Here is a 24,941-nt window from a genome sequence, read left to right as displayed (position 1 = left end):
ATGGAATATTTAAATACTGAACTGGATAGTCTTAAGAGTGATTCTGAAGTTATGCTTTCTGTGAGAAAAATCAGCAAGAGGTTTAATAATAAGCAGGTGTTAGCAGATGTTTCGTTTGATGTAAAGAAAGGTAGTATTTTTGCACTTATAGGTCCAAACGGGGCTGGGAAAACAACGACGATTAGGTGTATCCTCAAGGCTATCGATGCTGATTCTGGAATTGTCGAATTCATGGGTGAGAAAATAAACGCCGTTACGAAACGAAAAATAGCTGCTGTTTCTGAAGATAGACAGGTCTTCCGAAATTTCACCGCATACGATTATGAAAGGTTGTACTCTTCGGTTTATCCGCAATGGGATGGGGAAGTGTTTAATAGACTCGTTGCAAAGTACAATTTCGACTTTTCGCAGCGCGTGGAAACTTATTCCATTGGAATGAAGACGCTTTTTCTTGTTGTGTTAGCCATATCAACAAATGCTGAATTACTGATACTTGATGAACCTACCCAACATCTTGACCCAACGGTAAGGTATGAGGTGATGAGACTCATTAAAGAGTACGCTTCCAGTGGGAAAAGCTGCATTGTTTCATCACACGAAATGTTTGAATTGGAAGAATATGCTACAGAATTTGCGATAATCAATGCGGGCAAGGTAATTTATACGGATTCGATTGACAGTGCCAAAGAAAAGCACAGGGTTTTTAGAGCAGGTGAAAGCATTGGTACTGGTGATATAATTGGTATTGTCGGGGATGAAATATTAGTGAGAGTGAGTGGTGAAGTTACCGAAAGTGGAAGATTCCCTAAGTTCCAAGAAATCGTCGTGGGATACTTAACAGGAAAGAAGTGATGTTTGTATTCATTCAACAAAGTTTTGGGGGGTGGACTGGGTGAATAGGTCGTTCTTAATTTGGGTGTTTCTTTTGTTGATTTTTTCTTCAAACCTGTTTTCCGGAGTTCTACACTTTGAACATGCGGACGTTGTTTATCCCGAAGGATATGAAGAGAACGCCAAACTCGTTGGAAAGATATTCGAAAATATCAGGCAGCAGGTAATCGATTTAATTGGAAACGATCCTGGAAGGATTACCATTGTTTTGGAGGACAAAGGTACGATAAGCAACGGATACACGATGCCACTTTTCCACAGAACGATAACGCTCTACATGTGGCCACCGGAAAGTTGGATTGCCTTCGAACTACCGCTTGAAGATTGGTATACCTACTTGATTATACATGAGTTTACTCACATGGTTCATCTCACATATCAGGATATTTTTACTAAGATTTTCAGTATACTCACAGGATTTCCATATCTACCTCAGCTGTATGGGCCTTTTGTAGAAGGTACAACAGTTTTTGCTGAGAGCTCGTTCTCGAAAAACTCCGGCAGGTTAAATAATCCGTACGTATCTGACGGACTGTACTATTATTCTATACAGAACTTTCCATCATTTACTTACAAGGAATTGATGCCTTGGGATGACTATCGTGGTGGGCAACTTTACTACAACTATACGGCGGGCTTCTACAAGTACCTTGTTGATAGTTATGGAATAGAAAAGGTTAAGAAATATATAGAGCTTACCTCAACAATTATTCCTGATTTTGAAGTAGGCACTAAGTACAAGGATGTGTTTGAAAAGGTGTTCGGAAAACCGTTTGATGAGCTTTACACAGACTGGATAAGATCTCTAACGAAGTTGAATTACACGGAAGGAAGTTTGGTGTACAAAGCACCAAATTCGAAGATTTATAAGCTCGATTTGGTTGATGGTAAATTGGCTGTCTATCTAAATGAATACGGACCTGCAACATCATATATCGGTACCGTCAATCCAAGGTTGATTGTGATCGATAAAAAAGGAAAAATTCAGTCGAGCAAAAACTTGATAGCCGTTGATATAAAGTACGTCGATAAAACAACCTACGTATTGACAAAGGCTGAAAGCTTTGGAAACTACGAAAACCAAATCTGGGATATTTCTTCTGGCAAATTGCTTGCTACAGGTAAGATTTCTGCATTCGCAATTGATAAGGGCAAGTTGTATACTGCTCGATACGATACAAGGAAAATGCAAACGACAATTCGGGCAGAAGGGTTCGATATAACGCTTGATAAGTACGTTGCCTACATGGATGCAAAAGATGGTAAGTTGGCAATCCTTACGTCCGATTATCAGATAATAGTGTACGATACCTTATCAAAAGAAAGAATAGTAATTGACGATGATGCAATGAAAGGACCGTACCTTAGATTTTGGAATAATGGACTGATTTTTACAAGAGTTGATGGAAAGTACGTTAATCCGTATTACTATGATTTGTTGGAAAGTAAACTGTACAAACTCGGTGAAGATATGCTCGTGTACGATTTTTATATAGATGGTGAAGATATTTACTACGTCAGTTACATTCCATATTCGCTCAACACAGGTACAGGTGTATATAAGGTTAAAGTTTCCAAGGATTCTGCAGAACTTGTTAAGCGCGAGTTCAAGTTTGAATTTACTGAAAAGCAGTTCAAATATGGCTCAGAATTGACGTTCAGACTTCAAAAAATGATGCAACCGTTGACTTGGATACCGATGTACGAGTACGGCTATGAGACTGATGCAGAAGTGCACAGAGCATATATGATTTTTACTTTTGGAAACGTTGAGAATGATAGTTTCTTGATTTTAACACCAATATTTGATTTAAGAATGTCAGAGTACGATTACAGTGTGGATTACTCACAGTATATAGCTTGGTATACGTCAAAGGATTTCTATGAAACTTTTGCAAGTTATTTTTATCCAACAAACGACTACAACCTTTCTGGTGTATTTAGACTGGGTGGATTTACTCTCAGCCCAATTACAGATTTGTATGGTTATCTAACGTTTAGTTTCAAAACCCAAAATATCGGTCTTATTGATTCCTTGTTCAGCCTTTTTACGGTGAATGTGCCAACAGTGTTAAAAAACAATGTTGGATTAGGCGCTCTAATTACTTCGTATGCTTTTGGTTTTCCGTATAAGGCGCAGTTATTCATGCTTTTGAGCAACGACAAAATTGAAGATTTGTTTAATTCGAATAACCTGCTATCAAATCTTTATGGATATGGCTATTTGGGACTGGCACTAACGAACGATGTCACGTTCGAAGGAAGACTGGCAACAAAGTTAAGTTCTATTGATAAGACATCTTATGATATGTCGTTAGCCTCGACATTGTTTACGGATAATGCTTTCCTGTTCGGGAATCTGCTATATGTAAGAAACAGCGGAATTACAGTTGGAGTGATGAATCCTTCGACTGAAGGTTTATTGTCGGCAGGAATTTATACGCACTTCTTTGTCGAGACCTACGTTCAGGGGCTCAAAGTATATCCATCGGTTGGTATGTTTGTTCCTTTTTCTGAAATGACTAAACCAGTTGATGAAAATCAGCAGTATATATTCTACATAGGTCTCAATTCTTCACCGCATGGATTTCCGGTACCTTTACTTTCCTTTGTGCTGGAAACAGGTAATCAATGAAAAACAGCGGCTGGAAGGCCGCTGTTTTTATGGAAAATTTTCAGTTATTCGTTTTTGTAGTTTATAGGAACATAGTTGACCGATGGCTTTCCTGAGGTTGGATTTTTGTAAAGGCTCATCAGAGCGTAGATTTCTTTTGGCATGTCGGTGGAGACCTTTATCCCAAGCTCTCTGGCTTTCTCAACAGTGATAGGATAATCGTGCGTCCACTTTCCACTTACAAGGTCTTCGGCGAGCTTTTCGGCTTTGTCGGGGTATTTTTCCTTTAGCAGGTCAGTCACGTATTCCTTCATCTGTTTCATCGCTTTCTGAGCGATATCAGCCAGTATCAAAGTCTGGTCATCGATATCGTTTATGTTCTTCTTTTCAAGAACCGACAAAATAGAAGCTGCTGGATATTGTCCCAACTGCGGGTCTACAGGACCAAGCACGGCGTTTTCATCCATAACAATTTCATCGGCAGCAAGCGCTATCAACGTTCCTCCAGACATCGCATAATGTGGAACAAAAACGGTGACCTTTCCTTTGTGTTTTCTAAGTGCGTTGGCAATTTGCTCTGCTGCGAGCACAAGCCCGCCCGGAGTGTGGATGATGAAATCGATAGGCATATCATCCGGAGTCATCTTGATTGCCCTCAAAACTTCCTCGGAATCTTCGATATCGATGAACTTCCTTATACCAAAACCGAAGAAACTCAATGATTCTTGCCTATGAATGAGCGTTATGACTCTGCTCTTTCTTTTCTGTTCAATCTGTCTTATAATCGCCTCGCGTGCAGAATGCAAAGAAAAGTTCTTAAAAAGTGGTGCAAATGAGGAGAATATGAGAACCATCCAAAATATCTGGAAAATAATCGTGAAGATATCAAGCATACCTTTCCCTCCTCGTATAATAAGTTCGGTAAAAATTAAAATTGGTCTTTGAAAATTGAATGCATATTTTTTAACACCTCTGGTAAAATAGTTTCAGGTTGCCCCTCCTTGAGACTTTGTTCTCTTAAATAAGATTGCCTAACTAGAGTACAGCTTTTTACTTGCCGGAAAATGTTTTGCCTCGTTTTCTTATGTACCGCGAGGTTGTAAGGCTGTACTCAATCCGGAGGTGATTCCTTTGGCTATTTTAGCTATTGATGTCTCAAAGAACTATCTTTCTTTCTTTTCTGATTTCATCGGTAGTGGGACTGTTGAGAACTCTCCTCAAGGTATTGTTGAACTTTTTAACAAAGCTTTTGCTTCTTCTTCCGATTTTTCTCTTGTCCTTGAATCAACTGGTGTTTTTTCTTTTAATGTCGCTAACTTCTTCTTTCAAAACAACGTACCTGTCTTTTGGGTTAAAACTGATAACATTAAGCTCTATCGCAAAATTCTCAATCGTCCTAAAACTGACAAAATCGATGCTGAACTTATTTTCTCTATCGCTTCTAAATTTCCTGAGTCTTTAGTCCCTTTTGTCAATAACTCATATATCATCTCTGAGCTTCGTAATCTCACCAGACTTTATTTAAAGTTCAACGAAGATATCGCTCGATTGAAACTTAGGCTCTATTCGTATGTTTCTCTTTATTTCCCTAAACTTGACTTTAAACTAAATAAGACTTTCGAATGCCTGCTTAAAGATTATACAATCGAAGAAATCGCAAACATGCCAATTGAAGAGTTATTTGAATATATTGCGAAAATTTCCAGACACAATGTCTCTTCACAAGTCTTAGCAGAAAAACTCCAAACTCTTGCTAAAGATGCCTTGAGGTTGTCTGTTAATCCTTCAAACACTCTGAGAATATCTATTGTTTCCACTATCGATTTGATACAGCACTATGAAAAACAAATCGAACTAGTAAAGAAAGAAATAAGTAAATTACTTAAAGTAATTTCGAACACACTAACAACAGTCAAAGGGATAGGAGAAATAACTGCAGCTGGAATTATAGCCGAAATAGGAGACATCAATCGTTTCGAAAAAGCCTCAGCGTTAGCATCATACGCAGGGCTTGTATGGACAATCAATCAAAGTGGAAATTACAAATCAGAAAACAACCAACTAACGAAAAAAGGGAACAAGTATCTAAGAACATACCTAGTAATGGCAGCGAACGGAGTAAAGACATACGATCCTGTATACAAAGAATATTATCGCAAAAAGTACGCAGAAGCAACAACACACAAACACATGAGAGCGCTAATATTAACTGCAAGGAAATTAGTAAATTTAGTGTATTATTTACTAAAGAACAACGTACCGTATGTACCGATGAAATAGGTAAAAAGAACGAAATCAAGTATGTGAAGAATGAAAGTGAAATATTAAGTTATTGAAAGTCAAAGTGTTGACTAGGTTTTTTATTTTTCTATTTTTTCTCCTCTTGACTTATTACCGGAAATCTTTTGGTTTGATGATAATCCTTTCTAAAAGTCTATTTTATCACATCCGCTGCCAATTTCCCCGTAATTATTGCAGTTGGCACGCCTGCTGGTGCGTATGCCCATTTTCCCGCTTTGTATATGTTGTCAATCGGTGTTCTTATAGCTGATTTCATGCTAAACATACCGGAAGGTACGGGAATGGGATCCTCGAAAGACCATCCTACAATCGAGCCATCCGAAGTTCCGTAAATTCGTTCAATTGTCAAAGGCGTCGAGGTGAATTTGAAAAGTATTTTGTTTTTTAAGAATGGATATATCGTGCTGGCGAGATTATCGATAATCATTTCCTCCGCTTTTTGTTTGAATTCTTCGTACCAACCATCGTCCCTTATCTTCTTAACAACGCCGTAATCAAATAACATACTCACGATCAAACCGGTCTTGTTTTCGGGTACCATCGATAAGTCTCGCAACGCCGGGATCGATATTTCATAAGTATTGAATTTGATAAAATCTTCGAGCCAATTTAGTATTTCCTTTTTGCTCAGATTTTCGTAGTTTTTCACTATGTATTTAACTTTTGAGCGATTAAGTTCGCCAAGACCTTGTCTAAGAGGCGTATAAAAGAAATGTCCAGTTGAGATTTTAGCGAACGTTTCGACGGGTTCATCTACACCTAAGTAAAAAGTTAGTACCGACTCTGCACCTCGGGCCTTTAGTACACGTTGTTTTTCTTTTTCTAATTTACTTACCAAAGAATTTGATAGCGCTGTTGTATCGAGGATTTTGTAGAACGTTTTAAGATCTGTAGCCCATATCATTGAATCGTATTCATGTGAATTATCTTTATCATCGATAACTATATTCTTCGACGGAATAACTTTTGTGACTGCAGTGCTGGTAAGGATTTGTCCTCCGAGTTCAGTAATTTTTTCGGCAAGTTTTTGTGGGAAGGTGCCAACGCCACCTTTTGGGTATATGTAATCGAGATACAGATAGAAATAGCTTAATGCAAAGAACGAAGGAGTTCCCCTGAAGAAATGTTGAATCACAATATCCCTCAACGAAGGATTTTTGACAAATCTTGATATATATTCTTCCACAGGGTCGTTTAATTCGTTGATTTTCTTAACGGTCTTCAAGAATTTAAAAAACCAAAGAAGGTATCTTGGCATCATTTCGAGTAACTTACCTTCTTCCTTTATTTTATTGAAAGAAAACAGCGGATTGTCAACTCCGTAGAGTATTTTCATATATTCAAGTATCTCTTTCTCAACCTTTATCAGCTCATCTACTTCCTTTTCTGCTTGAGGGTATAACTGTTTCAAAAGTTGTCCGTACTCTTCCAAGCTTCTGGTGTCAGTAACACGCATTATCTTGTCTTCGACACCTACAGAGATTGGATTTCTTAAAATCTCTATGTCCAAGCCAAGGTCTTCAATCATAGGGATAATTACACCAGCATTTACAAGTGCGCGAGCACCACCTTCCAGTTTAAAACCTTCGTATTCGAAGGTGTTGACCAATCCTCCACATTTCTCGTATTTCTCAATCACCTTAACAGCGTAACCTTTCTTTGCGAGGTATACACCTGCTGTAAGACCAGCTATTCCACCACCAACTACTAAAACCTTTTTTTCTCGTTTTTTAGGCATCTTTTTCACCTCTCTAAAACCCACACTTTTCTTTTATTATTTGAAGAGTCTTATCCCAAAGCATCTGAGCTAATTCCATGTCTTTGGCAGGTGGAGCGAGTTCTTCGATGGTGGTGTAGTGAAAAAATTCATCACTCACATTACTCACTTCTTTGGAAACTCCCAGATAATAAAGAGCTTCTGCTGATTCTGCTGGTTCTCTGGAGAGTCTATCAAGTAGATGCTTTTTGAAAAACTTGTACACTGGTCCGTTATCCTGTCCCGTGTTAGTTTTTACAAACCCCGGGTGCATAGCGTTTATGGTGATTTTAAGTTTCTCTGAACTAAATATCTGTGCAAAAATGTGCATACTCAAGATTTGAGCGAGTTTGGCTGTTCCGTAAGCTTTTAAACCAGAATACTTTCTCTTCTCCCAATTCAAATCATCCAAGCAAATTCCCCAAGCTGCGAATCTGTAGCCTTCGGAGCTGACAAGTATTATTCGGGTGGAGTTGTCTCTCTTCAACTTTTCCATTAGTGAGTAATTTATTATGAAAGGTGCAAGGTAATGAACAACAAAGTTCATCTCAAGCCCATCTTCAGTTAAAACTTTCTTGTTAAGATAAAGACCTGCGTTGTGAATTAACACGTCGATATTTGAATTCAAAGAGTTCAATTTTTCTGCAACGTTTAAGATATCTTTTAGCTTGCTGAGGTCAGCTAAAATGTATTCACAATCGGTGTTGTATTCTTCAGCAATTTCTCGGCACAGTTTTTCCGACTTTTCTTTATTTCGGTTTATTGTTATCAAACGGGCACCGCCCGCTGCATATTTCTTAGCTGTTTCATACCCTATGCCAGAAGTAGCTCCGGTAATTACAACGAGCTTGTCGTCAAATCGCTGCTTGCAAGTTTTTGGCCGACTCGACATATTTCGTATCATTTCAAATATATTTGACCATCTGTATTGCGGCCAATACCTTCTTACTGAACAGCCGTTAAACTCTTTGCTCATCCAAACACCTTCTTCATGAACTTTCTGTACAACTTGCCGAATCCAGGGATGTTGTCGAATATATCACCCCAGAGGTCGTAGTAATCTCTTTGGTCTATTATCTTACCTTTCTCGTTCAGAATAAGCCTGCTTGCACCGTGTACCACCGACGTCTTTGTTTTTCTGAAGTTAATTATCATATCCCATTCGACGAAGATAACATTACCTTCCATAACCGCATTTAGAATATTCATATGTAGCTCTTGGGAACGCTTTGTTAAACGCTCCACCATGGCTCTAAACTCTTCAATCCCATATATTTCTTGAACAGAGTCCCTAAAGTGTATGTTTTCATCGTAATACGGCAAAAGGTGGGACCAGTCGGGTTTGCCTTCGTGGTTGTATGTTTTTGTCCAGAGTTGTATTAGTTGCTCCAACGAGGTTATCGCATATTCTGAATCATTTTGAGCACCAAGTTTCTGTTTTCTTTCTTCAGACATACAATCACTCCTAAAGTTTTTTACTGGTTAAACGTTATTAATTTTTTTCAGTTCTTCTCTCTTCTTTCTATATTCAATTATCGGCAGGTCTCCGTTGATGAGGTTTTCCGACATCTTGAGTTCAGACCTCTTTGGTATTTGAGTTTCAACAACGGCTTTGTCTTGGTGTAACACCTTTTTATTAAACGGTGTTCCTAAGATGGCGATGAGTTTATCAAGAAACTTTACCTTGGTGAATCCAACGTAGAATCTAAGGTAAATTCTGGTATGTTCATCATCTATCGGCACAAATGCTGCGGTCACTCGTAGCTTTTCGTCAATGTGATTTTGCCAAATATTAGGAAACTTGAACTCTAAGTAGACTTTACTTGCATTGCTTATCTTAAGTTCATCGGGTCTTTTGGCCGGTGTCCCATCGTCTACTCTGTTAAAAACGTAGAAATAAAACATCGTATCATCAATCCACCTAACGATAGGCCCATCTACAACAGTTCTGTTACCTCTTCCGATAGTGTTGTAGTGTACAAAGGGCACATGGACGGGGTCTAACTGATTCTCAACAGCCCTACTGTAATGGACGCTCCATACTTCACTAAATTCACTGTAGGATAAGTCATCACCTATATCATCGAAATACTTCGGAAAAGTTTTTGGTTCATCATCGCCGTACCATAGCCAAATAAAGTCTGCCGTCTCATGCACTCTGTAAGACTTTACTTTGAAATTCTCAGGAACAGGGGTTTTTCTACCGTTTGCGGGGATAGCGACCACTTTGCCTGTTGGGTCGTACTCAAAACCGTGAAACGGGCACATCGCAACGTGTCCGTTGTGAAGTAACTTACCATGCGATATAGAAGCTCCTCTATGGCAACAAATATCCGATATGCAGTGTACAGCACCTTTGTTATCTCTCCAAAATGCGAGCTTCTCGCCAAATCTTGTAACACCAACTAATTGCCCTTTTCTTATCTCACGTGAAGACATTACAACGTACCATTGATTTTTTATCATAATGCTCCCCCCTTTATATGAACGATGCTGTTAACTAAAAGTATTGAAAATTTCCAAAAACCGTATTATCTTCTTATTAGTGGAACACCCCCCACCATCAATTCTCACAAAAAGGAGGTACTCCACTATGCAAAATTCTGTAGTCTCTTGCCCCAAATGCGGCTCTACCAACATCTACAAAAACGGTCATGATAAGTACGGTAACCAACAATACTTTTGCAAAGACTGTAAGCGCACTTTCAGACTTGTTCATTCAAAAAAACACAAGCTCTTCTCTTTCCCTTATCCTAAATGCCCTGTCTGTGGAAAAACTATGCAAATCCACAAAATCAAAAAAGCCTTCGTTAAGTTCCGTTGCCGTTCTTGCCATACCAGAGACGAAATCCCAACTAACTTACCTCAATTTGTCCCTCTTCCTTTCGACTCTTTCAAGTTCTTCCGTTTCCCTATCTTTATTGTCCTTAAAGCCTTCGTCCTTTATTTCAAAGCTGTGTCCTTGCGTTCCATCAGAGACTCACTTAATATCAAAGTCTCTCATGTCGCTATCTACAAGTGGATCCTTAAGTTGTCTTGTTTCTTTTCCATCCTCGTTCCTGTAGATGCTTTCAAAGTCCATGGTGATGAAACTGTCGTTTTGTTTAAATCCAAAAAGTACTACGTTTGGTTCTTAGTTGAGCACGATTCGAATCTTATTGTTGCTTGGCATGTATCCAAATATCGCGATATGGGTCAAGTGAAGATATTGTTAGAGAAGTTCTTTGGTAACAACGAAAGAGAAATCGAACTAATCACTGATGGACTTGGTGCGTATGGTGCAGTGAAGATACTATACAAGAATATCAACCATATAGTTGTGAGACTTGGGCAGAACAATCAATGTGAATCGAAGTTTTCGTTATTCCAAGACTTTGTACGAGCCAAGCGTGGATTTAAGAATATTGACAATCTTCCAATGTACGTGAACAGCTTTTGTGTAGTGAGAAATCTCTTGAAACTGAACAACAATGATATTGCGCGTGTTATCTGTGTTCTATTGTCTTCCATCACTACAAGTTAACAGCATCTCCCCTCTTTTCGATAAGTTTAAATATCTCCCTTCTATGTTTGTAAGCAACAATTATTAGGTTCCCAAAATAAAGTACTATTAATTCTGGGGACCCGTTGAAAACTTTCCATATTGTATATATGAACAAAAAGAAAAAACCTATAAAAACACGCAAGGTATCTTCTTCTGGTGTTGTCCCTCTTTTTCCTCTGAGCTTATTTACCACAGAGAACAATGTAAACGTAATACCAAGCACCATCGGACCTTCCCATTTGGTCAATACAGACCAAGCACCGAAAGTTGTTGCTATCGCTTTTCCTCCTTTGAACCGGAGCATTGGTGAGAAAGCATGTCCGGCAACACCAGCCAACGCAGCTACGCTAACCACGTAGGGATTAATCTCTACCCGGGCATTCCAAGCAAACAATGCAAGTGGAAAGACACCTTTGAAATAATCAAGTGCAAGCGCAAGAAAGCCCCATTTCCAACCTGCCGCCCTCCAAAGATTTGTAGAACCAGGGTTACCATCGCGAACCTTTCTGAGGTCAATCTTTAATAAACGGGCAATTATGTAAGAATACATGATGCTTCCAGAAAGAAACTGGACAAATATTATTGTTAAGTAAGATAAAAAAGTCTTATCAAACATTTATCTTCCTCCCTTTCCATGATACTTGCTTTTTGAAAATTGTCAGATAAAGGGAGTAGAAAAACACGATTAGGAAAAACAAAAAATGCACGGGGTATAAGATAGCGTCATACCATTTGTAATCACCGGTAGGCTTAGCCATTACATAAATAGCTAAAGCGGTCACCATATAACGCACGGCCCCTTCTATACTAAAAGCAGTACTTATGGATGAATACACCCCCGACATCCATATAATAGATAAAGCAAATGGAAGAATACCTGCCGTTATTGCCCCAGATGACATATTTTTCGAAAAACCTTCGAAAAGCTGTCTTATCCCATTCGGATACATTCTGAATTTGACAGTGTTGTTTCCAAGAAAATTTGTGACTTTCAATCCACTCCTCAGGTACAATTTCCCAAGTTTTATATCCTCAAGAACACTATCTCTGATCGCTTCGTGTCCTCCGACCATCTCGTAGTCTTTTCTTGATGTAAAAATTACAGGTCCAAATGCTCCGGAAGGTTCCTTTGAAGGAAATCCAAGATTATTACTTGCGTAAATGACAAGCAAGTTGAATGGTAGTGTCAAATGCTCGTAAAATCTTTCGAACCGTTGGTATGGCCATACTGTTATCAAACCACTCTTTTCCCTGTAACGCTGGATAAGAGAGCTAATTAGGACTGGCTCAGGTTCAACATCAGCATCAAGAAACAATAAATAATTGCCAGAAGAATTGGAAAACCCGTTCCATATAGCCCAGGATTTTCCTACCCATCCTTTAGGTGGTTCTTCGGTTAGTCTAATAACCTTCACGTTCTCAAAGCTTGACGCAACTGAATATGTTCCATCTGTGGAGTTATCGTCAACAACGATTAATTCGAACGGTTTTATCGTTTGATTTAATATCAGCGGTAAAAGCTTTTTCAAGTTCTGCTCTTCGTTGCGGGCTGGTATAATAACAGAAATCTTTGTATCGTTGACTAAGTCTTCATAATCGTTTTTCGAATGTAAAATTCTCTTTCTTCCGGAGATAACGTACGCAATTGAAATCAGTATGAAAAGTCCAAATACGATGAATCTCAAAGTCGATTCCTCCTTAACGCTTTCTGGAAGGATTATATCATAAAAATATTGACAACTGGTTAATTTCTGTATACAATTAGACGTGGTATAAATACTTGCAAAAGGAGATGCATAGAATGAGTGAAGAGAACAGAAAAGAACAGAAGATAGTAATACTGCACGGCTTTGAGAAGCCGGAAATCCTTAAGGTTATGAAACTTCTCAAAGAAAATTTTCAAGGTGAAGACTTGATCTTTGCAAGCACAACTCCGACGAGTTTGACCTGGAAAGTTGAAGACCTGATCACCGAACTCAAGCAAGAACATGAGGAATTTAAGAGAATTAGGCAAACTAAGAGAGAAAACGAATCACCGAAGGAATAAGAAAAGAGGGAGGCTTTGGCCTCCCTCTTTGTTTTGTTAGTGTTCTTAGTACGTTAAAGCTTTGTAAGCATCAATCAATCCGTATCCAACGTACTTATTCCAGCCCGTAGAGTCGTACGTGTAACCGGGAATCTTGTAGGCTGTCTTTATCAATCTGTTTCTGATGGCTTCCGGTGTTGTGTATCCTTTTGCATAGAGCATTGCCGCAAGAGCTGCAACATGTGGTGTTGCCATGGATGTGCCTTGCAAGAACATATATATGTCACCATTTGTTGGTGTCCATGTGGTACTCAGCACGCCGTCTGCATATCCATCGCTATTTTGATCAACGCTTGTGTCTCCACCAGGCGCAACAACGTCGAGGTAGTGATAGACGTAAGCTTTTTTGTAAGGATCGTAATATCTTGTGTAGTTGTAATTAGAATACGGTGCGCGTTTGTTATCGTACCTTGTTGCACCAACAGCTATTGTTTCAACGTAAGCTGCTGGATATGAGAGTGAAGGTCTATTTTCATTTCCTGCAGCGCACACCAATGTAACGTTTTTACCGTAAGCATATTTAACTGCATCCATAAGTACCTGGGCACCACTGCCACCAAGGCTCATACTAACAATTTTCGCTCCGTTGTCTACTGCCCATCTGATTCCAGCTGCTACATTGTCAAGTGTTCCTGAACCGTCTGCACCGAGCACCCTGATTGGCATTATCTTTATTCCGTATCCGCCCCAGTTCACACCAGCCACACCTAAGCTGTTGTTTGTAACAGCTGCAACTGTACCTATACAGTGAGTACCGTGGCTGACATCTTGTGCTGGGTCTGTGGGATTGTTGTCACCATCTACGAAATCTTTACCAGTGACAAATATGCCTTGAAGGTCTGGGTGTGTAAAACTAACACCAGTGTCTACAACTGCTACGACAATATTAGCAGATTTCATTATATCCCATGCTTGAGGAAGTTTGATGTTGTTGTAGTGCCATTGATATCTGTAATACGTATCGTTTGGTGTTGCAAGCGCTCTGTATATATAGTTCTTATCAACTGATTTGACGCCGGGAACGGAGCTAAGAAGCTCGGGTTTTTCCGTACGAACGGTGACGATCTGGACATCTTCAAATGAGTAGGTTCTGACTATTTCTGCCCCAACGCTTGACAGTGCTTTGATAACGTTTTCTCTTGGTTCAAATTGGAGAACGTATTCGCCTGGAACGAAATCTTCTTCTGTTCCCGATACTCCAAGTTTGTCAAAGACTTTGAGCTCTCCTTGAGCCCGAGGTTCAAATCTTGGTTCAAATGTGTTTGTACAGCTGAACGTTACTAACAAAATCACGAAAACGGCAGCAAATAAGGCTAGCTTTTTCATCAAACAACCCCTCCTATCCAAGAGTGTGAAACTTCCGAAATCGATGAAGAGATTATACAAAATTTCTGATGCCTTTGTCAAGAAAAAGTGGTGGTTTCACTATAAAAATGTGATAAAAGCTTTTAAATACTACCAGAAAGCAACTTCAAATTCTATTTTGAGGATTGTTGATTTTGCTCGTTATCTTCCCAAGTTCATAGTACAATTTTTCCATACGTTTCCACATCTTTGCGTATACCTTGTTGAAATACTCACTGTAAACTCTGCTCTTCTCAGTGTCAGGATAAAAAATTTTTTCGATCCTTACCATATTTTGAACGGCTTCTTCAAAGGTCTTATACCTTCCAATTCCAACATATCCTGCAATAGCAGCGCCAAGAGATGCGGTTTCATTAGTCTGCACTTTATAAGTTGGTACGCCAAGTATGTTTGTCGTAATCTGGCACACCTCTTCGCTCTTGGAGCCTCCACCTGAAAGCCCTATCCTTTCCAGCTTAACACCAGTTTTTCTTTCTATCCTCATTTTCCCTTCCAATAATGCGTAGCCGATGCCTTCTATAATCGCCTTATAAACATGCAACCGTGTGTGTCTGTCTGAAAATCCGACGATTGCTCCTCTTGAGAAAGGACGTTCGGGTCCAGCGGTCCATGTAGGTTGTATGATTAGCCCATCGCTTCCATCTGGGATTTCACGCAGGTATCTATCGAGAATTTTTTCTGGGAACGTGTTTAATTCTTCGGCTTCCCTAACTTCACTGTGTGCGAATTCTTTTTTAAACCAAGTAACCAACCAAAAACCCCTGGACACACCAAATTCTGGGTTGTAGGCATTCGAAAGTATCGAAGGATAAGGTGGTATGAACGGTATAACTTCTACATATTTCGGCGTGGTTGTTTGAATTTTCGCGGTTGTTCCAAGACTTATACTTCCTACATTCGGAGAAAAGCATCCAACACCCAAAGTTTCACATTGTTTGTCCGCACCAGCAGAGATTAATGGTAATCCTTCCTTAAGACCAGTGAATTGAGCGACTGATTTGGTAATGTAACCAAGTATTGCAGTTGGTTCAACAAGCCTTGGCAGTTTATCTCTTTCAATTCCGAAAAGTCTCCATTTGTAATGAAAATCACTTTTAATCCAGTCCTTCTTTTTGTAGTCAAATGGAATATATCCAACTTGTGAAGCGATTGAGTCGACAAATTCTCCAACGAGTTTGTAAGTCAGATATCCGGAGAGAAGAAGGTATTTGTGAACTTTGTTCCAGATTTCAGGTTCGTTTTGCTTTATCCAGTTAGCCTTACTCCTTCTATATGCCATGCGTGCTGTCGGAAGTTTCTTGATCAACCAAAACGCAAGTTGCTCATGGAAATACAGCTTAGGTTTCCCGAACGCCTCGCGTTCGTCGAGCCAAACAAACGCGTCTCTCAACGGTGTGCCGTTTTTGTCCACAACTACAATTGTAGCTCTCTGGGTTGTTAAAGTAACTGCCTCAATTGATTGAAACTCTTTTGGCGATTTTTCTTTCAGTCTGTTTGTAGCCTTTGCAAGACTTTCCCAGTACACTTCAGGTGATTGCTCAGCCCAGCCACTTTCACGTGAATAGTATGGTTCAAAGTCCACCTTTTCACCTGCAAGAACATCCCCTTTGTCTGAAAAGATGATCGCTCTCAAACTCTGCGTACCACAATCAATTGCAAGAACACTCATATCTTTTCCTCCCAAATTCTTGTAGCGATACACAATCCTTATTATACCACTTTTTCTAACACTACCTAACTCAATAATATCTTTGGCAAGAAAATCGTATATAACTTTAGACAGTGTACATTGACAAATATATGGAACGGTTATATAATTAGGTAAAACTAATTTGCATCTAAGGAGCGATGGAAAATGGAAGGCGAACTACAAAAGAGAAAGGTTATAACGACACTGTTTTTCATCGTCTTAGCGGACATGCTTGGCTTTGGACTCATAATCCCTCTGCTGCCGTATTATGTTAAGCAATTTGGTGCAAGTGATCTAATGATAGGGTTGTTAGCAATGGTTTATCCACTTGGACAAGTTTTTGCAGCACCATTGATTGGAAGATTTTCCGATAAGGTGGGAAGAAAAAAAGCGCTACTTTTAAGTGTGGGTGGTACGTTTTTGTCCTTGATAACACTCGGACTTGCCCGATCGGTGCTTGTTGTTTTGATTTCGAGACTGATCGATGGTCTGACCGGAGGAAATATTACCGTTGCGCAGTCGTACATCGGAGATTTCACAGATGAAAAGAGCAGGGCGAAAAGTTTGGGTTTAATAGGAGCTGCCTTTGGACTGGGTTTCATATTGGGCCCAGCTTTAGGTGGTTTCTTGAGCAGATGGGGATTTTCGGTACCTGCATTCTTTGCCGCTGGACTCTCTTTTGTCAATTTGCTGAATATCATTTTTCTTTTGCCTGATTCGAAACCAGCCCAAGATTCAAAGAGAGTCCCATTCACTTTTGAAGAGCTCAAAAAAACTATATCTATGCCGCACTTAGGTTCTTTAGTCCTTGTTAAACTCTTCTACTCACTTGGTTTTACGATGTTTGAATCGTCCTTTTCGCTCTTTGCAATGAAGAAATTGAACCTTCCGCTTTCTACAACAAGCTATGTGTTGGCTTACGTTGGTTTGGTTATCGTGTTCACTCAAGGGTTTTTAGTTGGTAAGGTCACCAAGAAGTACAGTGAGGATAACGTTATTAAGGCGCTGATATTCATAGCATCTCTCTTCTTGCTCTTATACTCGCTTTCTGCTAATGTTTTTACACTTTTGTTGTTTTTAGGTCCTCTTGCCATGACTTCTGCGTTGATTGGTGTATCTTTAAGCTCACTTGTCACAAAGTCTGTCCAGAGGGAAAAACTTGGCGGAACGCTGGGAGTGTTCAATTCCGTTGATAGTCTCATGAGGATAATCAGTCCTGTTTTGGGAGCGGCTATCATACAGTACCTTGGTCCATCGTTGCTTGGTGTATTTGAAGGACTTGTAGTTTCGATAAGTGGCCTAATTTTCTACCTTGTTTTTGTGCCGAAGTACAGTTTGTTTATTTCCAAGAGTTCAGGAGAAGTTGTTTGATTAAGTGTAAAAATAAGAAAGCAGGTTTGCGACCTGCTTTCTTGTAACTGATTTAGGAAATTTCTTCTTCCTGAATAGCCATGTTTTGTTTTAGCTGTTGAATGAGCCTTTTAACGATTGGCTTCCAGTCGCCTACAATAGCAAGGTCCGCAACTTTCATTATTGGTGCTTCCGGATCTTTGTTTATAGCGATGATATATTCGCTTTCTTGCATACCAGCGAGGTGTTGGATAGCACCACTTATTCCAATGGCTATGTACAGTTTCGGTCTGACAACTTTTCCAGTTTGTCCCACTTGTAAATCTTTCGGTAACCATCCTTCATCAACAGCGGCTCTCGAACCTGCAATTCCACCACCAAGCAATTCCGCAAGCTCTTCGAGCAAATCGAAATTCTCTTTAGAACCTACACCTCTTCCACCGGCCACTATTATCTTTTCAGCGCTTATATCTTTGTGCCTGCGAACCTTTGCGATAACCTGCTCAACTTTCACCTTTATGTCTTCTTCTCTCAATTTCGGTGTGAAGACGTACACCTCTGACGTCCTTTGCGTATCAGCTTGTGGTATTGGGAAAACACCGGGCCTAATCGTTGCCATCTGTGGTTTCTTGTTAGGACAAATAATAGTTGCCATGAGATTTCCACCAAACGCTGGACGAGTCATGAGTAGCAATTTAGATTCAGGGTCTATCTCCAAATTAGTACAGTCTGCGGTGAGACCTGTTTTTAACCGTGCTGCAAGCCTTGGACCAAGTTCTCGGCCTGTAAGTGTTGCCCCAATAAGCAGGATATCTGGGTTTTCAGATTGAACGACCTGGTACAAGGCTTCTGTGTAGCCATCAACGGTGTATTTTTCTAAGAGTGGATGCTGGAGCGCAATAACTCTTGTAGCGCCGTAGTTGGCGAGTTTCTCAGCCAGATGTGTGATCTTGTTGCCACAGACAACCGCGACCACTTCTCTATCAAGGTCTTTTGATAATTGAGCCGCTTTTCCAATTAATTCCAATCCAACGTTTAATAACTCACCATTTCTTTGTTCACAATAGACCATTATCATTTTTTCCACGCCCCTTTGGTAAGTAGACTTATCACAAATTGATGAGCTTTTCGGCTCTCAGCTTTGATATGATCATTTCCGCTGCCTCTTCTGGAGTGCCGTTAAACGTTACTCCTTCTCCCTTCGGCCCTTTTGTGAACGTTCTTCGAACTTTCGTTGGAGAACCTACAAGCCCTACCTCGTTCTTGTCGAAGTTTAAAACGGAGTTATTGAAAATCGTTATTGGCTTGTCGAAACAACCGAAGATGTTTGCAATCCTCATGTATCTCGGTTTATTGAGTTCCTTTGTGCACGTTATTAAGCATGGGAGTTTCGTTGTGATAACCTCATATGTGTTATCCAGTTCTCGCGTGACGATTACCCGTTCACCCTCAAGTTTCAAATCAACGGCGTAGGCTATTACTGGGATCTTCAAGTGTTCCGCTATTTCAATACCGACCTGTGCAGTGTCACCATCTATTGCTTGTCGACCAGTTAAAATCAAGTCAAATCCTATCATTTGTGCAGCTCTTGCTAATATCATACTGGTAACCCATGTATCTGCACCTGCGTATAGCGGGTCTGTTATTAGTACAGCTTCATCTGCACCCATCGCATAGCTCTCTCTGAGAATAGCTTCCGCTGAAGGTGGTCCCATTGTTATCACTGAGACTTTCGCACCATATTTATCTTTGAGCTGTAGTGCTGCTTCAAGTGCGTTTTTATCTTCTGGGTTCATTATTGATTTAACACCATCTCTGATAAGAGTTCCTTTTACCGGGTCAACTTTAACCTCTGTTGTGTCCGGGACTTGCTTTGCGAAAACTATAATTCTCAAGCTCATGACTACACCTCACTTTATGTACTGGGCTGCTATTACCATCTTCTGAACTTCGTTTGTTCCTTCGTATATTTGTGTAATCTTTGCATCCCGCATCATACGTTCCACTGGATAATCTTTTGTGTAGCCGTAACCTCCGAATATCTGGACTGCTTGGGTTGTTACTTCCATTGCAACGTCGGATGCATATTTCTTGGCCATTGCGGCATCCGCACTTGTGAGGACCCCTTTGTCCTTTTTTATCGCAGCGTTGTAGACAAGCAATTTCGCAGCTTCTGTCTTTGTTATCATATCGGCGATGTACCACTGAATTCCCTGGAAAGAACCGATCGGTTTTGAGAACTGTCTTCTTTCTTTTACGTATTTCAGAACTTCTGAGATTGCTCCTTCTGCAATTCCAAGGGCTTGTGCTCCAACACCGATGCGGCCTCCATCGAGCGTCTGCAATGCAATTTTGAACCCCATCCCTTCGCTTCCAAGGAGGTTTTCCTTTGGAACCTTACAGTCCTCAAAGATTAACTCCGTTGTTGATGAACCTCTGATACCAAGCTTTTTTTCGGGCTTTCCAACTTTAAACCCCTCGAAGCCTTTTTCTACAATAAAGGCACTAATACCTCTCGTTCCTTTGGATTTGTCTGTCATCGCAAAGACGATAAACACATCGGCTGTTCCACCGTTGGTGATAAATATCTTTGAACCGTTAAGTATGTAGTAGTCCCCTACAAGCTTTGCAGTAGTTTGCTGGTTCCCCGCATCACTACCTGCATTTGGTTCTGTTAAAGCAAAAGCACCAAGGTATTCCCCTTTGAGTAATGGTCTAAGGTACTTTTCTTTCTGATAGTCTGTACCCCATGTGTATATGGGGTAACAACATAGAGATGTGTGTGCAGAAAGAATAATAGCCGTTGTCGCGCAAACTTTTGCGATTTCCTCTACAGCCATCACGTACGTCAGATAGTCACCGCCTGCGCCACCAACTTCTTTCGGAAATGGTATACCCATCATCCCAATCTCTGCCATCTTCTTTATCGTTTCAGTTGGAAAGTACTCTTCTTCGTCAACCTTCTGTGCAATGGGTTTGACCTCCGCTTCAGCAAACTGCCGAAACAGTTCCCTTGCAAGAAGTTGTTCCTTTGTCAACAGATAATCCATCCTATATACCTCCAGTTCATCGCATATTTTTGGCTTGGTTACTACTTTCCACTTTGCGTGAAATTATTCACATATCACCATGATTATACCACTAATTAAAGAAATGTTAAGTTTAATTGTGAATAAAATCACGTAAAGAACGTGTTAAGCTGGAAGTTTTCAATAGAAGTAAAGAAAAACCTTAAGTATACGTGGAATTTCTAATGTTTTCTTCGATATTTCTTTCATGTTTAATAGCGTATTGTTAAACAAAGAGATGTTCCGCTGTCTAAATCTGGGGGTGAATGATATAATAAGTTGAGAAAGAATATAGAAAACGGAGGGGATTGCATTGAAAGTAGGGGTAAAACTATTTTTGATGTTTTTGATTGCTGGAGTGGTAGTAACATTTTCACTTTCTTGGATTATCGAATTCTATAAATTCGAGAAACGCTTAGTTCCTGCAGAGAGAGTTGAGAGATTATTGGAGAATGCTGTGCGGATAGCTAAAGAGGTTTATCCATTTGAAAATAGAGGGGAAATTGCCGTAAGGATCTTGGAAGAGTACAAGAAATACAGGCCAAGTGGACGTAAGATGCTGCCAATTGATGCTTTTAAGGTGATCCAACCTGCTATTTCCGTTGTTGACGATCAAAACTTCCGACTTTACCCACCTGTTGAACCTGTCTACAGTGTGCTTCCGTTTACAGTGGTTGTAATCGATGGTAGAGCGATCGTTTCATCCAGCGCCGTCTCACATATTAAGGCTGGCGATGAAGTGCTTGAGATAAACGGTAGGAAAATGAAAGATTTAATCCACCTGCTATTACCATACACTTCTGGTGAGAATTATGCTATTCGAGAACAACAACTAACAACACTGATTCAGCTAATTCCCGAGCTTTTGGACAAGGAAAAAAGAAGCGTCGGCATCTTTTATAGACAAAGGGAGTATAATATAAAGGTCAGAGGTGATTCCAATGAAAGAAACGTGGTCGTCAAAACGCTAACAGCAATGAGCTATCCTCGTGAAAGTTCACAATATCCGGCATTACCAAGCAGAAGGCCTTTCGAGTTCTACAGAGAGAATGATATTGGAATATTCAAATTCGGCACTTTCTCGCTATCAGGGACAACGTACAATAGTTACAGAGAGTTCGTTATAAATACGCTTGCTCAAAACAAAGATTTGAAGATAGTTTTACTTGATTTACGAGGAGTTGCAAGCAGAGATTTTACTATATTTAAAGAATTTTTTGACCACTTTGTTGAGAAGAAAACATCTGTCGAAAGGTGGATTTCAATTGTCAATACGGCTTACAATATGAGTGTGCTTAACAAATACGGCGTGGAATTCACCAAGACAACGAATGAGCTTCTCAGGATAAAGTATTTCCACACGTTCGAAGCAAGAGAACCAACCATAAAGGCGCAGGTTTGGATTTTGTTCGATAGATACACATCAAACGCTGCTCTGGATTTCATATACACCTTTAAAAAGCTCTACAAGAACAGAACCATAGGTGAACCCACGTTGATGAGGATAAATCACACAACAGAAGTAGATTACAAGTTCGACGATGCAGTCAAGACAACATTTATGTTCCCGGAAGCTGCTATAGACGAGGACGTAGCAGCTGACGAGGTTTTGGAACCAGATTTTAAAATAGAATTAAGTACCGAAGAGCGAATTAACTATCTTAAGGGCATAGAGGATACCATGCTGAACAAGGCAATGATAATACTAAAAGAGCATTTGAACTATGAATAAATTGCAGGGTTAATAATACCACACTTTGATAAAGGGGGGCGCTGTGTATGGCATGGTTTAGGAAAGTTTGGATATGGCTGTTCGTACTTCTTGCGGTTGTATTTGTATTTGCTGAGACAAGGCAGATTGTCATTCTTCAAACAAGTGACCTGCACGGGTACATCTATCCAATTGATTATGCAACAAACAGACCTGCAAACCAAGGTTTAGCGAAGGTTGCATCGGTGATCAAAGAGCAAAGGGAAAAGTACGGCGAGGAGAACGTTATAGTTGTTGATACAGGAGACCTTATTCAGGGAAGTCCTTTGGAATACTATCATGCCAAGTTCGACAATTCTGATGTTGACCCTATGGTACTTGTGATGAACCATCTCAAATTTGCAGCAAGCACCATTGGGAACCATGAATTTAACTACGGATTAGACGTATTGAACAAGGCGATAAATGAAGCAGAGTTCCCATTTTTGAGTGCAAATATAACAGACGAATTTGATTCCCCGTATTTCATGCCATACCATATTGTTGATTTAAACGGCGTTACGGTACTTATCCTTGGCTTGACCACAAAGTTCATTCCAAACTGGGAGGACCCCAGAAACATCTCCGGGCTGAATTTTAAAGACCCCGTAGAAATAGCAAAGCTCTATGTAGAGGCACTGAGAGATATTGCAGATGTGGTTGTGATTGCGTACCATGGTGGGCTGGAGCGAGATCCAGTTACAGGTGAACCAACTGAGCCACTTGTTGGAGAAAACCAAGGTTATGAGCTTGCAACTCAGGTTCCGGGTGTGGATGTCTTGTTGACAGGCCATCAGCATCGATCAATTGCAACGAAAATTGGTAATGTTGCGGTCACTCAGCCGTCCAATTGGGGAAAGATGGTAGGTAAGGTAACGATAAAGCTCGAGAAGAATGAAGACGATGAAAGATGGATTGTTAAGGAAGTCATACCAGAATTAATAGATACGTCAAAGTATCCTGCCGATCCCGAGGTGCTGGAACTTGCAAAACCGTACGAAGAGAAGACCCAAAAGTGGTTAGATACACCTGTTGGAATGGCAAAAGGGAACTTCTGGATTTCCGATCCATTTGCTGCAAGACTTTGGGATAACCCATTGATCGAGTTTGTCAATAAAGTTCAGATGTACTACACGGGTGCGAAAATTTCTTCTACTGCTCTCTTCACGAATGATGTTAAGGGTTGGAAAGAAGGGCCAATAACGTTGAGAGACATAAACGCCGTTTATATTTATGCAAACACTTTAAAGGTATTGAAAGTCAAAGGAAAAGATATCAAGGATGCCCTCGAGAGGAGTGCAGATTACTTCGTTTTTGAAGATGGAGTAGCAAAGGAGAATAAGGCTTGGATAGAACCAAAGGTTCAGCGGTACAATTACGATATGTGGGAAGGGATATCTTACAAAATAGTGTTGAATAGACCAAAAGGTGATAGGATTGTAGACCTTATGTTCGAAGGAAAGCCTATCGACATGGACGCTGAATACGAAATAGTTTTGAACAACTACAGGGCAGGTGGCGGTGGAGGATACGAGATGTTCAAGGGCAAACCGGTTGTTAGAGAAATCTTAATAGAGATGGCGGAACTGATGTCCAATTACGTACTTGAGAAGAAAGAAATCGAAGCAACGCTTGACAACAACTGGGGTGCATATGTTGAGATGAATTACACCGTCCAATCAGAAGAAACAATTGAAACAGTTGCATCAAAGCTTGGAGTTTCGGTAGAAGATTTGAAGAGATGGAACAACGTGCAAGAAGTCAAACCGGGAGATGTGCTGAAACATTATGTTCCGTACTTTGAGTATCTGGAACTTATGCAAAAAGCATCATAACATAGCAGTACCAAAAACCGGGGGCTAAACGCCCCTGGTTTGTTTTTGATAAAATGAAAAGGGTGGTGAGAAACGTGCTGTTGTTTTTCGTTATCGTATCAATTGCATGTGCGTTGGTAACCATAACTCTAAAACAATTGGGAATTTTTTGGAAAGCTTCTGTGGTCTTCAAAGTTCTAACAACTCTCATGTTGTTTTTGGCTGTTTTCAGTGATGCTGTGTTTTCATATTCCAATGGCAAAGCCGGAGTCTTAGTTTCTTTTGGTCTTTTAGCGGGGGTTTTAGGGGATTTCTTTTTGGAATTTGAGAGGTTTTTCATATACGGTATGGTGGCATTTTTATTGGGGCACATGTTCTATGTGTTTGGGTTTTATATGATGGGAGGATTGCTGTCTTTAAGTTTGCTGATTTTGGTTTTGGCAACTGGTGTTGTTTATTTTCTTTTTATTAAGAAGTTCTTAGGCAAGGATAAGTTTGCAGTATTTTTGTACGTTTTAGCTATCTGCACAATGGTTGCGTTCTCTTCTTCGGTGAATGTCCTAACCTTTTCGGGTGCAGTTCTTTTCTTTCTGTCCGATGCCATACTCGCGTTTGATAAATATGTCCGGAAAGTGCCAAGCAGAGATTTGCTCGTTCTATCGACATATTTCGCTGGCCAGTTGTTGATAGCACTTAGTGTTCTTTGATTTAG

21 protein-coding genes are annotated in these 24,941 nt (G+C 40.1%); 9 read left to right on the top strand and 12 right to left on the bottom strand.

The window, feature by feature from the left end; translation table 11 throughout:
- A complete protein-coding gene (locus tag NA23_RS05905; RefSeq protein WP_236938329.1) occupies window positions 1-852 on the top strand; it encodes an ABC transporter ATP-binding protein in 852 nt (283 codons plus the stop codon).
- Window positions 853-892: 40 nt separating this feature from the next.
- Window positions 893-3,526: a hypothetical protein gene (locus NA23_RS05900; RefSeq protein ID WP_033191855.1), complete on the top strand. Its 2,634-nt coding sequence runs from the start codon at window positions 893-895 to the stop codon at window positions 3,524-3,526.
- Between the two features lie 44 nt (window positions 3,527-3,570).
- Here the strand turns inward: NA23_RS05900 and NA23_RS05895 are convergent, their stop codons facing one another.
- Window positions 3,571-4,398, bottom strand: a complete 828-nt coding sequence (locus tag NA23_RS05895; RefSeq protein WP_033191854.1) for an SDH family Clp fold serine proteinase — start codon at window positions 4,396-4,398, stop codon at window positions 3,571-3,573.
- A 238-nt stretch (window positions 4,399-4,636) separates the two neighbouring features.
- Between NA23_RS05895 and NA23_RS05890 the strand changes: the two genes are divergently transcribed.
- A complete protein-coding gene (locus tag NA23_RS05890) occupies window positions 4,637-5,785 on the top strand; it encodes an IS110 family RNA-guided transposase (RefSeq protein ID WP_011994508.1) in 1,149 nt (382 codons plus the stop codon).
- 154 nt (window positions 5,786-5,939) lie between these two features.
- Here the strand turns inward: NA23_RS05890 and NA23_RS05885 are convergent, their stop codons facing one another.
- The 4 genes from NA23_RS05885 to NA23_RS05870 are packed head-to-tail and all read right to left on the bottom strand — an operon-like array spanning window position 5,940 to window position 10,028.
- On the bottom strand, window positions 5,940-7,544 hold the full coding sequence (locus tag NA23_RS05885; protein WP_033191853.1) for a phytoene desaturase family protein: 1,605 nt from the start codon (window positions 7,542-7,544) through the stop codon (window positions 5,940-5,942).
- Window positions 7,545-7,557: 13 nt separating this feature from the next.
- Window positions 7,558-8,538 (bottom strand): SDR family NAD(P)-dependent oxidoreductase, encoded by a 981-nt coding sequence (locus NA23_RS05880; RefSeq protein WP_033191852.1) that lies wholly within the window; start codon window positions 8,536-8,538, stop codon window positions 7,558-7,560.
- On the bottom strand, window positions 8,535-9,017 hold the full coding sequence (locus NA23_RS05875; protein WP_052107170.1) for a nuclear transport factor 2 family protein: 483 nt from the start codon (window positions 9,015-9,017) through the stop codon (window positions 8,535-8,537). Before NA23_RS05875 ends, NA23_RS05880 begins: the two co-directional genes overlap by 4 nt.
- Window positions 9,018-9,044: 27 nt before the next feature.
- The gene (locus NA23_RS05870; RefSeq protein ID WP_033191851.1) at window positions 9,045-10,028 is read right to left on the bottom strand and encodes an aromatic ring-hydroxylating oxygenase subunit alpha; all 984 of its coding nucleotides are present in this window, start codon (window positions 10,026-10,028) and stop codon (window positions 9,045-9,047) included.
- 127 nt (window positions 10,029-10,155) lie between these two features.
- On the opposite strand from NA23_RS05870, the gene NA23_RS05865 reads away from it, so the two are divergent.
- The gene (locus NA23_RS05865) at window positions 10,156-11,085 is read left to right on the top strand and encodes a DDE-type integrase/transposase/recombinase (RefSeq protein ID WP_033190929.1); all 930 of its coding nucleotides are present in this window, start codon (window positions 10,156-10,158) and stop codon (window positions 11,083-11,085) included.
- Here NA23_RS05865 and NA23_RS05860 read toward each other — a convergent pair.
- Both NA23_RS05860 and NA23_RS05855 read right to left on the bottom strand, forming a co-directional pair.
- Window positions 11,075-11,722, bottom strand: a complete 648-nt coding sequence (locus tag NA23_RS05860) for a glycerol-3-phosphate acyltransferase (protein WP_249476978.1) — start codon at window positions 11,720-11,722, stop codon at window positions 11,075-11,077. The genes NA23_RS05865 and NA23_RS05860 overlap by 11 nt on opposite strands.
- Window positions 11,715-12,791, bottom strand: a complete 1,077-nt coding sequence (locus NA23_RS05855; protein WP_033191848.1) for a glycosyltransferase family 2 protein — start codon at window positions 12,789-12,791, stop codon at window positions 11,715-11,717. Before NA23_RS05855 ends, NA23_RS05860 begins: the two co-directional genes overlap by 8 nt.
- Before the next feature lie 116 nt (window positions 12,792-12,907).
- On the opposite strand from NA23_RS05855, the gene NA23_RS05850 reads away from it, so the two are divergent.
- On the top strand, window positions 12,908-13,153 hold the full coding sequence (locus NA23_RS05850) for a DUF3783 domain-containing protein (protein WP_033191847.1): 246 nt from the start codon (window positions 12,908-12,910) through the stop codon (window positions 13,151-13,153).
- 45 nt (window positions 13,154-13,198) lie between these two features.
- On the opposite strand, the gene NA23_RS05845 is transcribed toward NA23_RS05850, so the two are convergent.
- Both NA23_RS05845 and NA23_RS05840 read right to left on the bottom strand, forming a co-directional pair.
- The gene (locus tag NA23_RS05845) at window positions 13,199-14,518 is read right to left on the bottom strand and encodes a S8 family peptidase (protein ID WP_033191846.1); all 1,320 of its coding nucleotides are present in this window, start codon (window positions 14,516-14,518) and stop codon (window positions 13,199-13,201) included.
- 145 nt (window positions 14,519-14,663) lie between these two features.
- Window positions 14,664-16,226 (bottom strand): FGGY-family carbohydrate kinase, encoded by a 1,563-nt coding sequence (locus NA23_RS05840; protein WP_033191845.1) that lies wholly within the window; start codon window positions 16,224-16,226, stop codon window positions 14,664-14,666.
- 186 nt (window positions 16,227-16,412) lie between these two features.
- On the opposite strand from NA23_RS05840, the gene NA23_RS05835 reads away from it, so the two are divergent.
- Window positions 16,413-17,618 (top strand): MFS transporter, encoded by a 1,206-nt coding sequence (locus tag NA23_RS05835; protein ID WP_052107168.1) that lies wholly within the window; start codon window positions 16,413-16,415, stop codon window positions 17,616-17,618.
- 52 nt (window positions 17,619-17,670) lie between these two features.
- Here the strand turns inward: NA23_RS05835 and NA23_RS05830 are convergent, their stop codons facing one another.
- Genes NA23_RS05830 through NA23_RS05820 form a run of 3 tightly spaced genes read right to left on the bottom strand, consistent with a single transcriptional unit; the run spans window position 17,671 to window position 20,647 of the window.
- Window positions 17,671-18,675 carry an electron transfer flavoprotein subunit alpha/FixB family protein gene (locus NA23_RS05830; RefSeq protein WP_033191844.1) on the bottom strand — a complete coding sequence of 335 codons (1,005 nt, stop codon included), beginning with the start codon at window positions 18,673-18,675 and terminating at the stop codon, window positions 17,671-17,673.
- Window positions 18,676-18,706: 31 nt separating this feature from the next.
- Window positions 18,707-19,498, bottom strand: a complete 792-nt coding sequence (locus NA23_RS05825) for an electron transfer flavoprotein subunit beta/FixA family protein (protein WP_084384055.1) — start codon at window positions 19,496-19,498, stop codon at window positions 18,707-18,709.
- Between the two features lie 9 nt (window positions 19,499-19,507).
- Window positions 19,508-20,647 carry an acyl-CoA dehydrogenase gene (locus tag NA23_RS05820; RefSeq protein ID WP_033191843.1) on the bottom strand — a complete coding sequence of 380 codons (1,140 nt, stop codon included), beginning with the start codon at window positions 20,645-20,647 and terminating at the stop codon, window positions 19,508-19,510.
- A 331-nt stretch (window positions 20,648-20,978) separates the two neighbouring features.
- On the opposite strand from NA23_RS05820, the gene NA23_RS05815 reads away from it, so the two are divergent.
- Genes NA23_RS05815 through NA23_RS05805 form a run of 3 tightly spaced genes read left to right on the top strand, consistent with a single transcriptional unit; the run spans window position 20,979 to window position 24,936 of the window.
- Entirely contained in the window at window positions 20,979-22,397 is a 1,419-nt protein-coding gene (locus tag NA23_RS05815) for a hypothetical protein (protein ID WP_033191842.1), read from the top strand.
- Window positions 22,398-22,444: 47 nt separating this feature from the next.
- Window positions 22,445-24,250, top strand: coding sequence for a 5'-nucleotidase C-terminal domain-containing protein (locus tag NA23_RS05810; protein ID WP_033191841.1), 1,806 nt, complete (start codon window positions 22,445-22,447; stop codon window positions 24,248-24,250).
- A gap of 53 nt (window positions 24,251-24,303) precedes the next feature.
- On the top strand, window positions 24,304-24,936 hold the full coding sequence (locus NA23_RS05805) for a lysoplasmalogenase (protein WP_033191840.1): 633 nt from the start codon (window positions 24,304-24,306) through the stop codon (window positions 24,934-24,936).
- The last annotated feature ends 5 nt before the right edge of the window (window positions 24,937-24,941 follow it).

It is taken from the genome of Fervidobacterium islandicum (assembly GCF_000767275.3).
In the GTDB taxonomy this organism is placed as follows: Bacteria; Thermotogota; Thermotogae; order Thermotogales; family Fervidobacteriaceae; genus Fervidobacterium; species Fervidobacterium islandicum.
The sequence above is the reverse complement of the archived record's forward strand: the minus strand, read 5'-3'. Positions and strand labels throughout refer to the sequence as shown.

What these genes read in the sequence shown, in the direction of transcription:
- NA23_RS05905 (WP_236938329.1), top strand. Translation starts at nt 1, where the DNA reads ATGGAATATTTAAATACTGAACTGGATAGTCTTAAGAGTGATTCTGAA.
- NA23_RS05895 (WP_033191854.1), bottom strand. Translation starts at nt 4,398, where the DNA reads ATGCTTGATATCTTCACGATTATTTTCCAGATATTTTGGATGGTTCTC.
- NA23_RS05885 (WP_033191853.1), bottom strand. Translation starts at nt 7,544, where the DNA reads ATGCCTAAAAAACGAGAAAAAAAGGTTTTAGTAGTTGGTGGTGGAATA.
- NA23_RS05880 (WP_033191852.1), bottom strand. Translation starts at nt 8,538, where the DNA reads ATGAGCAAAGAGTTTAACGGCTGTTCAGTAAGAAGGTATTGGCCGCAA.
- NA23_RS05875 (WP_052107170.1), bottom strand. Translation starts at nt 9,017, where the DNA reads ATGTCTGAAGAAAGAAAACAGAAACTTGGTGCTCAAAATGATTCAGAA.
- NA23_RS05870 (WP_033191851.1), bottom strand. Translation starts at nt 10,028, where the DNA reads ATGATAAAAAATCAATGGTACGTTGTAATGTCTTCACGTGAGATAAGA.
- NA23_RS05865 (WP_033190929.1), top strand. Translation starts at nt 10,156, where the DNA reads ATGCAAAATTCTGTAGTCTCTTGCCCCAAATGCGGCTCTACCAACATC.
- NA23_RS05860 (WP_249476978.1), bottom strand. Translation starts at nt 11,722, where the DNA reads ATGTTTGATAAGACTTTTTTATCTTACTTAACAATAATATTTGTCCAG.
- NA23_RS05850 (WP_033191847.1), top strand. Translation starts at nt 12,908, where the DNA reads ATGAGTGAAGAGAACAGAAAAGAACAGAAGATAGTAATACTGCACGGC.
- NA23_RS05845 (WP_033191846.1), bottom strand. Translation starts at nt 14,518, where the DNA reads ATGAAAAAGCTAGCCTTATTTGCTGCCGTTTTCGTGATTTTGTTAGTA.
- NA23_RS05840 (WP_033191845.1), bottom strand. Translation starts at nt 16,226, where the DNA reads ATGAGTGTTCTTGCAATTGATTGTGGTACGCAGAGTTTGAGAGCGATC.
- NA23_RS05835 (WP_052107168.1), top strand. Translation starts at nt 16,413, where the DNA reads ATGGAAGGCGAACTACAAAAGAGAAAGGTTATAACGACACTGTTTTTC.
- NA23_RS05830 (WP_033191844.1), bottom strand. Translation starts at nt 18,675, where the DNA reads ATGATAATGGTCTATTGTGAACAAAGAAATGGTGAGTTATTAAACGTT.
- NA23_RS05825 (WP_084384055.1), bottom strand. Translation starts at nt 19,498, where the DNA reads ATGAGCTTGAGAATTATAGTTTTCGCAAAGCAAGTCCCGGACACAACA.
- NA23_RS05820 (WP_033191843.1), bottom strand. Translation starts at nt 20,647, where the DNA reads ATGGATTATCTGTTGACAAAGGAACAACTTCTTGCAAGGGAACTGTTT.
- NA23_RS05810 (WP_033191841.1), top strand. Translation starts at nt 22,445, where the DNA reads ATGGCATGGTTTAGGAAAGTTTGGATATGGCTGTTCGTACTTCTTGCG.
- NA23_RS05805 (WP_033191840.1), top strand. Translation starts at nt 24,304, where the DNA reads ATGAAAAGGGTGGTGAGAAACGTGCTGTTGTTTTTCGTTATCGTATCA.